At 65.0% G+C, this 9,872-nt stretch carries 9 protein-coding genes and 1 tRNA gene; 6 read left to right on the forward strand and 4 right to left on the reverse strand.

Annotation, left to right across the window (positions count from 1 at the left end):
• Positions 1 to 113: 113 nt before the first annotated feature.
• Complete coding sequence (locus L0G76_RS11195; RefSeq protein ID WP_304357299.1) at positions 114 to 2,180, reverse strand: acyl-CoA dehydrogenase family protein; 2,067 nt, start codon at positions 2,178 to 2,180, stop codon at positions 114 to 116.
• Positions 2,177 to 2,764, reverse strand: coding sequence for a TetR/AcrR family transcriptional regulator (locus L0G76_RS11200; protein WP_304357300.1), 588 nt, complete (start codon positions 2,762 to 2,764; stop codon positions 2,177 to 2,179). The genes L0G76_RS11195 and L0G76_RS11200 overlap by 4 nt, the downstream gene beginning before the upstream one ends.
• A 58-nt stretch (positions 2,765 to 2,822) precedes the next feature.
• On the opposite strand from L0G76_RS11200, the gene L0G76_RS11205 reads away from it, so the two are divergent.
• From L0G76_RS11205 to L0G76_RS11225, 5 genes are all read left to right on the forward strand, one after another.
• Positions 2,823 to 4,112: an acetyl-CoA C-acetyltransferase gene (locus tag L0G76_RS11205; RefSeq protein WP_304357301.1), complete on the forward strand. Its 1,290-nt coding sequence runs from the start codon at positions 2,823 to 2,825 to the stop codon at positions 4,110 to 4,112.
• Positions 4,109 to 5,461 carry a 3-oxoacyl-ACP reductase gene (locus L0G76_RS11210; RefSeq protein WP_304357302.1) on the forward strand — a complete coding sequence of 451 codons (1,353 nt, stop codon included), beginning with the start codon at positions 4,109 to 4,111 and terminating at the stop codon, positions 5,459 to 5,461. Before L0G76_RS11205 ends, L0G76_RS11210 begins: the two co-directional genes overlap by 4 nt.
• Positions 5,458 to 6,309 carry a MaoC family dehydratase gene (locus L0G76_RS11215; protein ID WP_304357303.1) on the forward strand — a complete coding sequence of 284 codons (852 nt, stop codon included), beginning with the start codon at positions 5,458 to 5,460 and terminating at the stop codon, positions 6,307 to 6,309. The genes L0G76_RS11210 and L0G76_RS11215 overlap by 4 nt, the downstream gene beginning before the upstream one ends.
• Before the next feature lie 144 nt (positions 6,310 to 6,453).
• Positions 6,454 to 6,541, forward strand: a tRNA-Leu gene (locus tag L0G76_RS11220).
• 185 nt (positions 6,542 to 6,726) lie between these two features.
• Positions 6,727 to 8,034: a M20/M25/M40 family metallo-hydrolase gene (locus L0G76_RS11225; RefSeq protein ID WP_304357304.1), complete on the forward strand. Its 1,308-nt coding sequence runs from the start codon at positions 6,727 to 6,729 to the stop codon at positions 8,032 to 8,034.
• Here the strand turns inward: L0G76_RS11225 and L0G76_RS11230 are convergent.
• Together L0G76_RS11230 and L0G76_RS11235 are read right to left on the reverse strand one after the other, a co-directional pair.
• Positions 7,988 to 8,965: a DMT family transporter gene (locus L0G76_RS11230; RefSeq protein WP_304357305.1), complete on the reverse strand. Its 978-nt coding sequence runs from the start codon at positions 8,963 to 8,965 to the stop codon at positions 7,988 to 7,990. The genes L0G76_RS11225 and L0G76_RS11230 overlap by 47 nt on opposite strands.
• 10 nt (positions 8,966 to 8,975) lie before the next feature.
• Positions 8,976 to 9,179 (reverse strand): DUF5703 family protein, encoded by a 204-nt coding sequence (locus L0G76_RS11235; RefSeq protein ID WP_304357306.1) that lies wholly within the window; start codon positions 9,177 to 9,179, stop codon positions 8,976 to 8,978.
• Positions 9,180 to 9,216: 37 nt separating this feature from the next.
• On the opposite strand from L0G76_RS11235, the gene L0G76_RS11240 reads away from it, so the two are divergent.
• On the forward strand, positions 9,217 to 9,872 hold a 656-nt coding region (locus L0G76_RS11240; protein WP_304357307.1), incomplete at its 3' end, for a histidine phosphatase family protein.

Here is a 9,872-nt window from a genome sequence, read left to right on the forward strand (position 1 = left end):
GCCTGCCCGGGTTCGGCCCGGTTTTATGGGTGGTAAAATCATCGCCACACAAAACCGTGCGTGGGCGGGGGGGGTTTTTGCCCGCCGGGCCCGCTCACTGACTTTCGAGACCTCTAGTTTCCGGACTTCGCCTTGCGGCCGTCCTTCTCAGCGGCCTTCCGTGCCGCCTTCGCAGCCTTGCGCAGCTGCTTCTCCGGGACCGCATAGTCTTCCTGGGCACGGGAATGGCGGTAGTAGTCGGCGGCTTCGGTCTGTCTCTCGGCCTCAACGCCTGTCGCAATCGTCGCGCGGCGGTGATCATCGCCGTAACCAAAGGCATCCACCAGGTCCACAGCATTGGCGGACAGCTTCGCACACAGGCGGTTGAGCGTCTCATTGAGCTGACGTGCGCGCAGCATGGGCAAGCGACCATACATGAGGTGCCAGCCGACGTGCTTCTCGATGAGACTGAGTCCGTAGGTATCCCGCAATCGCCGGAACAGCTTGTTCTGGTCAGGGTCGGTCTGGTCCTTCATCGCCTCATCGAGGGCCTTCCACTTCTCCAGCTCGACGTAGGCGCGCGCCATCTCGATGAATTCGTGCTGATTGGAGTTGAACAGGTCCGCGGCATCGGCCGCCGACATCTTCATCGCCGGGCGTAGCGCCTGGGCGAGTCCGGAGACCATGACCTCGAGCCTGGTTTCGAGCAGTGAGCGCTGCAGGCGACCCGATCGGATCCTCTTCTCGCCGAGGTTCGGGGTGAATACGTCGGAGATTGCGAGCCCCGCGTTTGCCAGTCCGGTGCGGTAGAGCGTGTGCTCGGCCGCCTGAGTGCCGATGTAGCGGGCTGCCCCGCCGACGTCGATATTGGCGAATTCCTTCGCATAATCACCGAGGAGGCGCTTGGCCGCCAGCTGCAGGAGGACAGTGTTGTCGCCTTCGAACGTGGCATAGATGTCGAGGTCGGCGCGCAGTCCCACGAGACGGTTCTCGGCCATGTAGCCGGCCCCGCCACAGGCCTCCCGGCATTCTTGGATGACGTCGAGGGCCATCCATGTCGTGTCAGCCTTGAATGCCGCGGCGCGGGTTTCGAGCAGGGCGCGATTCTCCTCGCTGCCGTCGGCACCGGAGAAGACCTCCTCGAAGGAGGTGAGCAGCTTGTCGTGGGCGAAGGCCGAGGCATAGACCGAGGCGATGGCCGGCATCAGACGGCGCTGATGTTGCTGATAGTCCAAGAGGGTGGTCTCGTTGATGTCGTCGACGGTGGTGAACTGTTTGCGCTCGAGTCCGTAGCGCACGGCGATGTCGAGGGCCAGCTTCGAGGCCACGATGGCGGCACCGTCGAGGGAGACCCGCCCCTGGACCAGGGTTCCGAGCATCGTGAAGAAGCGACGACCCGGGGAATCGATGGGGGAGGAGTATTCGCCTGCCGCAGTCACGGCACCGTAGCGGTCGAGGAGGTTGAACCGGGGAATGTGCACCTGGTCGAAGGCGATCCGTCCGTTGTCGACGCCCTTGAGACCCCCCTTGTAGCCGTCGTCCTCGGTGCTGATGCCCGGCAGGACCTGGCCGTCCTCATCGCGGATCGGCACGAAGAACGCGTGCACACCATGGTTGACGCCATCGGTGATGAGCTGGGCGAAGACCACCGCGGCCCGTGCGTCCCGCGCGGCGCTGCCGATGTACTCCTTGGTCGCGGCGCGGAAAGGGGTGTCGATGACGAACTCTTCGTCCTCGGCCACATAGGTCGCCGTTGTGCCGACCGCAGCCACATCTGATCCGTGCCCGATCTCCGTCATCGCGAACGAGCCCAAGAGTTCGCCGCTCTGTGCGGCCAGCAGCCAGGCATCGTGCTGTTCGGAATTGCCCAGGTGCAGGATCGCGCCACCGAAGAGTCCGAACTGGACACCGGCCTTGACCTGGAGGCTGGGGGAGGCGGTGACGGTCTCTTCGAACGCGGCGATGTTCGCTGCGTGCTCATTGCGGCCGCCCAGAGACTCCGGCAGGCTGAGCTTCGTCAGGCCGGTGTCCGCCATCAGTCCGACACTGTTGAGCGTCTTCGCCCGGGCGGTCTCGAGGTCATCGGCCGGATCGTCGTGAGTGGTCTCGTCGAGTGCCAGGGACCGGCCCTGGCGTCGTGCCGCGGCCCACCGTCCGTCGAGGACGGTGTTGATCGCCTGTGGATCAAGGGAAAGCTTCATTCGTCTACTCCTAGTTTTGCGGGCAGTGAGGCCCAGAGCCATTGGCTGATTGCGGTGGCGAACCCATCGGGGTGACCGGGATCGGCCAGCCAGTTCTCGGTTGCGGCACGCACGAATCCGATAGCGCCCGCTGCCCACAGCTGCCCCTGTGACCCCTCGAGTTCGAGGCGTTCGGCAAGGAGCCCGGCGATCGAGTTGAAGAACCCGCCCGTCTCGGTGGGTGCGAAACGATTGACTGCGGTGTCGCAGAATCGGTAGATATTCGGTGATTCGGCGGCGAGCGCGACGTAGGCGCGGATCATTTCGGTCAGTGCATCCTGCGCCGAGGCTGCTGTCGCGTCGTCGAGCGACTTGGAGATGACATCCATCGCCCATTCGCCCATCGCCGCCTGCAGTCCGGCGCGGTCGGTGAAGTACCGGTAGAGGACAGACTTCGTCGTGCCTGAATGCTCCGAGATCTGCTCCATCGACAATTCGTCGCCGTGGACGTCGACCACATGCCGGACAGCGCGCAGCAACTCCCGACGCCTCAGGTCGCGGTGCTGCTGCCACCGAGTGGACCGACCATCTGTGAGCGATTTCATGTGACAGACAGTATCAGGTACTGTCGGTAACAGTTAAATCCATATATCGGAGGTGCAAATGTCCACTCCCACCCAGCGCGCCGTCATCCTCGGCGGCAACCGCATTCCGTTCGCCCGTTCGAACAAGCAGTACTCCAAGGCGAGCAATCTCGATATGCTCACGAGCACTCTCGACGGACTCGTGGCTCGCTTCGGCCTGGCCGGTGAGAACATCGGTGAAGTTGCCGGAGGCGCTGTCCTCAAACATTCGAAGGACTTCAACCTCACGCGTGAGGCCGTCCTCGGTTCGGCCTTGGCGCCCACGACTCCCGCATTCGACGTCGGGCAGGCCTGCGCCACCGGCCTCGAGACCGTGGTCAGCCTCAATAACAAGATCAACGCCGGTCAGCTCGAGTCGGGCATCGCTTCGGGCGTCGACTCGGCCTCGGACGCTCCTATCGTCGTCAACGACTCGATGCGCGAGATCCTGCTCGAGCTCACCCGGGCGAAGACCCTTGCCCAGCGCGCGAAGATCGCCGCGCAGATCCGCCCCGCCTACCTGGCTCCTCAGGCGCCATCAACGGCTGAGCCGCGCACGGGCATGAGCATGGGCGAGCATCAGGCGATCACCACCGCCCGGTGGCAGATCACCCGTGAGGCCCAAGACGAACTGGCCGTGGCCTCGCACCGCAATCTCGCCCGCGCCTGGGATGAGGGCTTCTTCGACGACCTCTCGACCCCGTACCTGGGTGTCAGCCGCGACACGAACATGCGCCCGGATTCGTCGCCCGAATCGCTGGCCAAGCTCTCGCCCGTGTTCGGCAAGAAGCTGAGTTCCCCGGCGACGATGACTGCCGGCAACTCGACTCCGCTGACAGACGGAGCCTCCTCCGTCCTCCTCGGCAGTGAGGATTGGGCGAACGAACACGGTTTCACCCCCTTGGCCCGCCTCATCGACGCAGAAGCCGGCGCGGTCGACTTCGTCGACGGTGCCGAGGGACTGCTCATGGCCCCGGCCTATGCGGTCCCACGCCTGCTGGCGCGCAACGGACTGACCTTCTCCGACTTCGACGTCTTCGAGATCCACGAAGCCTTCGCCTCGACCGTGCTCAGCCACCTGGCGGCCTGGGAATCAGAGAAGTTCTGCCGCGACAAGGTCGGCCTCGACGGGGCACTTGGTTCCATCGATCGGACCAAGCTCAACCCGCTCGGTTCGAGCCTTGCGGCCGGACACCCGTTCGCGGCGACCGGTGGACGCATCATCGCCTCCACCGCGAAGTACCTCAAGCTCACCGGCAAGAAGAGGTCGTTGGTCTCGATCTGCGCAGCAGGCGGCCAGGGACTCACTGCGATTGTGGAGGCAGCATGAAAGACACCTACTTGGACTTGGTCAACGGACCCTTGAAGCAGTTCGCGAAGACACTCGGCCTGCCACAGCCGGTCGAGCTGCACCGCTTCGACTCGACTCCGGCGGACTATCGCCGGAAACCGGTCCTCGTCCTCGGCTCCGGACCCGAGGCACAGAAACTGGCCGATCTGCTCCTGGACAACGGGCTCGAAGTTCGACGCCACGCCACTTCAGGTGAGTCGCTGCGGGCTATCATCGCCGTCTTCGACGAGGCAGCCGCCCCCGGTGACCTGTCGGAGACCGTGCTCGAGATCGGAACCGCGCTGCGATCACTGGCCCGCTGCGGTCGTGTCATCACTGTCTCGGCGGCCCCGAATCCGCAGGAGCAGAGCCCTGGACTCGCGGCGACGGCCCAGGGCATCACAGGCCTGACCCGCTCCATGGCTCATGAGATGCGCGCCGGAGCGACCGCGAACGGGATCCTCCTCGACAGCGTCGATGTGCAGGCGCCCTCTGTGGCCACCGCGCTGTGGTTCCTGCTCTCAGGCAAATCGGCCTATGTTTCGGGGCAGTTCATCACCGTCTCATCCTCGGCCGGCACCCCGATCGGGATGCGGGAATTCCTGTCCACCGGAGATGCCGGTCCGCTCGCGGGCCGCACTGCCGTCGTGACCGGTGCCGCCCGCGGAATCGGTGCGGCCATCGCACGCAACCTGGCCCGTGACGGTGCTCAGGTTCTCGGCGTCGATATGCCCCAGGCCGGACAGGCCCTGGCCGAGGTGATGAACGAGGTCGGAGGCAGATCCCTTCACCTCGACATCACCACTGAGACCGCGGCGGAGAAGATTGCCGAGGCGGTCGGAGGTCCGGTCGACATCATCGTTCACAACGCCGGAATCACCCGAGACAAGATGTTGGCGAACATGGATGCTTCACGGTGGGATTCCGTCATCGCCGTCAACCTCGCCTCCCAGGCACGAATCAATTCTCACCTGCGGGACAAGGATCTCTTCGCCGAGGGAGCCCAGGTGGTGTCACTGGCCTCGACCTCGGGCATCGCGGGCAACCGCGGGCAGACGAACTATGCGACCTCGAAGGCCGGCGTCATCGGGCTCACGGCCGCCTCGGCGCCCGACTTCGCCAAGCGCGGCGGCACGATCAACGCTGTAGCGCCCGGCTTCATCGAAACCGACATGACCGCGAAGATGCCGACCCTGACCCGGCAGGTCGCACGACGTCTCTCCAGTCTCCAACAGGGCGGGCAGCCCGTCGACGTGGCCGAGACCATCGGGTTCCTCGCCTCGGCGGGGGCCAGAGGCATCAACGGATCGACACTGCGGGTGTGTGGCCAGAACATGGTGGGTGCATGATGGCCAAGGAATCGATGCTGCCGCTCTACGCAAAGGCCGTGCTCAAGGCCCTGCCGCTGGGGACTCGCACGAGCCCGGACCTGCCCACCCGCGCCCTCGACCGCAGCATGCCGATCGAGGCCGATGCCTACGCCGGTTTCACCACCGTCATCGGTGCAGGGCTGGGCAACATCGTCCACCCGGGCTACCTGCACGTCCTCGCCTTTCCACTGAGCATGCAGCTGCTCAGCGACCCCGAGGTGCCGCTGCCGATGATGGGCATGGTCCACATCCACAACAGGATCGACAGCCTCGGCGCCGTGCACGTTGGTGACAGCGTCGACTTCCATGTGTCGCTGGCCGGTCCGTTCCAGCATCCATCCGGAACCACGATCGAGGTCGTCGTCGAGGCGAAGGTCGACGGTGTGGCCAAGATGCGGGAGACGACGACCTATCTGGCCAAGGGCAAGAAGCTGCCCAACGCAGAGCCCAAGCCGCAACCGCCCCGGGAGGAGTTCACAGCTCCCAGCCCGAGCGCACTGTGGCGGCTCGATCCGATCATCGGTCAGCGCTACGCCCACGCCTCGGGTGACTACAATCCGATCCATCTCAATGGGTTGGCAGCGAAGGGCTTCGGCTTCCCGCGGCTCATCGCCCACGGAATGTACGGTGCCTCACGGGCCCTGTCCGCGGTCGATACGAGGCTGGAGTCCTACCGCTGGGACGTGTCCTTCGCGAAGCCTGTGCTGCTGCCGTCGACAGTCGGGTTCGCCATCACCGAAGGGCGGCGTCATGAGGCTGCGAAGTTCGCCGTTTTCGACCTCAGATCCGGTAAACCGCACATCCTCTCCGAGGTCTCAGAGCTCTGAGCATGAGGCTGCGAACGAGGCGCGAATGAGCATGTGAAAGCGGCAGCGATGACCCGCCCAAAAGCAGTCGAGTGCCGTGCGTCACAATCGGCCGATCTGATTTTGCACGGCCGAAAGTCGCGTGTAAAGTAATCTCTGTTGCCAGCGCGAGTGGCGGAATTGGTAGACGCGCTAGCTTGAGGTGCTAGTGCCCAACTTATCGGGCGTGGGGGTTCAAGTCCCCCTTCGCGCACAACAGAGGAAATGGCCTCCGGATCTGATCCGGAGGCCATTTCGCTTCACTCCCGGAGACCGTCGGTGAGGGCCCCGACGGACGGGCGGGGACAGTCCGGTCGGTGGGCGTCGGGGACGACACGCAGCGAGTTGCTATAACGTGGATCACGTCAGCATCTTTGCACCTACCCGACGGGAGACACCGTGTACGATTTCACCGCCGCCGAGGCAGAGGTCACCTCTCTGTGCCAGCAGCTCATTCGCATCGACACACAGAATTGGGGAGGCAACAAGGTCAACCCCGAACGGCCGGCAGCGGATCTCATCGCAGGCTGGTTCGACGAGGTGGGACTGACGTCGACGATCATCGAATCCGAACCGGGCAGGGCCTCCCTGGTCGCCCGGATCAAGGGAACCGACCCCGAGGCGGACGCGCTCGTCGTCCACGGCCACACCGATGTGGTTCCGGCGGCGGCAGAGGACTGGAGCGTCGACCCCTTCGCCGGTGTCATCAAGGACGAGCTGCTCTGGGGCCGCGGGGCCGTCGACATGAAGGACATGGACGCGATGATCATCGCCGCCGTCCGCGATATGCTGCGCCAGGGTCTGCGCCCCCGTCGTGACCTCATCATCGCCTTCTTCGCCGACGAGGAGGCCGGTGGGAACTACGGCGCCCGCTATATGGTCCGCAACCACCCGGAGCTCTTCGCCGGAGCCACAGAGGCCATCTCCGAGGTCGGCGGCTATTCCGTCGATGTCCGCGGCCAGCGCGTGTACCTCGTCCAGACCGCAGAGAAGGGGCTCGCCTGGCTCAACCTCATCGCCCACGGCACGGCGGGTCACGGCTCCCAGCGCAACGATGACAACCCGGTCACCCGGCTTGCCGCAGCCATCGCCCGCATCGGCGAATATCCATGGCCGCAGGAGATCCCCGTCGCGACCCGGCAGCTCCTCGAGGGAGTTGCCGAGATCACCGGCATCGAGTTCCGGGCCGACACGATCGGTGAACTGCTCGCTGAGCTCGGTTCCGTCGAGAAGTTCGTCGCCCCGACGCTGCAGAACACCTCGAATCCGTCGTTCCTCAACGCCGGCTACAAGCACAACGTCATCCCTGGCACGGCCACGGCCTACGTCGACTGCCGGACCCTGCCAGGTCAGCACGAGGACGTGATGCTCAAGATCAAGGAGCTGGCGGGGGAGGGAATCGACATCGAGGCCAACGACGAGGGAGACGCGCTGGAGGCGCCCTTCGACACCCCGCTGGTCGCGCAGATGGAGAAGAGTCTGCTCGATGATGATCCCACTGCGAAGGTTCTGCCCTACACGCTCTCCGGCGGCACGGACAACAAGTCCATGGCGGAGCTGGGCATCACCGGATACGGATTCGCGCCGCTGCAGCTGACTGGGGATCTCGACTTCCCGGCGATGTTCCACGGCGTCGACGAGCGTGTGCCGATCTCCGCACTCAAGTTCGGGGCGAGGGTCTTGGGCGATTTCCTGATGAAGGCATAATCGTGATCGTGATCCCGGCGAGCACCAGGGCGGCGCTGATGACCGTCGTGGGGCTCACCAGGGATCCGGGCATGGGCAGCAGGAGGTCGAGCAGGAGTGCACCGAGGAGATTTCCGAACAGCGAGAACAGGCTGAGCAGCAGCACGCCGAGCTTCGCCACTGTCAGTGCGGTCAGCCCGATGAAGATCACGCCGAAGGCTCCGCCGAGCAGCATCCACCACTGAGCGGGTTCCGTCGGGAACCCGGCCCAGGTCACTCCGGAGGCCATGATGATCCCAGCGGCCACGAGCAGGGCGAGGAACCCGACGGTGAAGTTCACCGTCGTGGCAACGATGACCGAGCCCGTGGCGGCCTTGATCCGTCCGTTGAACGCCTGCTGGACAGATGTCAGCGCGCCCGAGACGAAGGGCAGGAGCAGGGCCCAGAGCGGGACGCCGAGGGTGAATCTCTCCGAGGCGCCGTAGACCAGGGCGGCGATGACGACGAGCACTCCGAGGACCCGGAGGAACGTCGGACGCTGCCTGCCGCCCGGCGGCAGGCGCGTGGAGTCGACGGCGAGGCCGCCGGTCACCTGACCCGAGACGAACGCCATGGTGAACATCGCGACTCCCATGATGGGCACGGTCGAGGCCTGAGCGATGACGACGAGGCCACCGCTGAGACCGCCGAGCAGCATCCACCACGGCATCGCTTGGGTGCGGATCAAACGGATCAGGGCCCGGGAGCCGGTCCGAGAGCGGGAGGAGCACAGCAGTGTCGTGCCCACGAGGAGGAGTCCGATGAGGAACGAGACGAGCGCGGCGAAGACGGAGTGGCCCAGAACCGGGCCGAGCAGGCCGTTCGCGCGACCCTGGAGGGACATGGCACCGCCGGCCGCGATGGTGACGAGGCCGGCGAAGAGGACAGGCAGAAGCGCGGCGGCTGACTTCACAGGGACGTAGTCAGCTGTTCAGCGTCAGTGGCATGATCTTGCGGCGCAGCCAGACGGTCTTGGTGCCTCCCACGGAGATCCGGGTCCGGGCCAGCTCCCATTTGCCGTATTCGGCTTGATCATTGAGCTCCTGGAGACTGACCGAGCGGGGCACATCCTTGGAGAACGAGACCTTGCGGAACTCATAGGTCATCGTCGGACGCTGACGTTTCATAGGCCCACTGTAAACGATCTGGGCTAGTGTTGATGGTATGCCCGTCATCGTTCTCCTCCGGCACGGCGTCTCCAGTGCGAATACGGCAGGGATCCTCGCCGGTCGCGCACCCGGCGTGTCGCTGACAGATAAGGGTGCCAGCGCCCTCCGCGACACCCTGCGGATGCTCCCGCAGCGGCATTTCTCCCGCCTGCTGCATTCCCCGCTCCAGCGATGTGAGCAGACAGCCCGAATCGCGGAGTCAACACTCGACATCGACCGCATCGAAGCCGCCGCTGAACTCATCGAACTCGACTACGGCGAATGGACCGGGCGGAGCCTGAAGGAACTCGGCAGCGAAGAGCTGTGGAAGACCGTCGTCGACCAAGCTTCGCAGGCGCGTTTCCCCGGCGGCGAATCCATCGCCGAGGCGGCCGACCGTGCCGTGTCACATGTGAGGACAGTCGTCGACGAGCTCCGCACAGCCGAACGCCATGACGAGGAACAGCGGGAGAAGCACCACGGTGAGAGCAAGGGCAAGGGGTCGCGTTGGGCGATGCTCGTCTCCCACGGGGACATCATCAAGGCCATCATTGCGAATGCGCTGGCTATGCCGCTCGACGATTTCCAGCGCATCAGCGTAGCCCCGGGCTCATTCTCCGTCATCGACTTCTCGGGGCCACGGCCGGTTCTGACCGCGATGTCGGTCACCGC

The sequence above is a fragment of the Brevibacterium picturae genome (assembly GCF_030453725.1).
Taxonomy (GTDB): domain Bacteria; phylum Actinomycetota; class Actinomycetes; order Actinomycetales; family Brevibacteriaceae; genus Brevibacterium; species Brevibacterium sandarakinum_A.